The organism is Chryseobacterium sp. YIM B08800, from assembly GCF_026163565.1.
In the GTDB taxonomy this organism is placed as follows: domain Bacteria; phylum Bacteroidota; class Bacteroidia; order Flavobacteriales; family Weeksellaceae; genus Chryseobacterium.
On sequence record NZ_JAPDKN010000082.1, the window covers coordinates 1 to 262 of the forward strand.

Annotated in this window: 1 pseudogene; it reads right to left on the reverse strand. The window is 42.0% G+C overall.

Features of this window, described 5'->3' with window-relative positions:
* Positions 1-262: pseudogene (locus OEW74_RS18900) on the reverse strand (T9SS C-terminal target domain-containing protein); the annotation flags it as partial.

A 262-nucleotide genomic window follows, 5' to 3' on the forward strand; every position in this document is an offset into this window, starting at 1 on the left:
ATTTCCGTCATTGTCGATATACATCATCCAAAAGGTCTCATCATCAACCTCGATTCTTCCTTCTGCCTGAGTATAACCACCCAACAATATTCCTTTGGTTGGGTTCACTCCATTCACCCCGCTTCCGGCATCCCGCATCCCGTTTATCACATTCATCCCCATCAGAATATCCCGGTTTTTAAAATTGTAAGATTTCTGCCACTGTTCTTCACCTTTCGTGTTTAAAGAAATCAACCAAACATCTGTTCCTTCTTCAATTCCA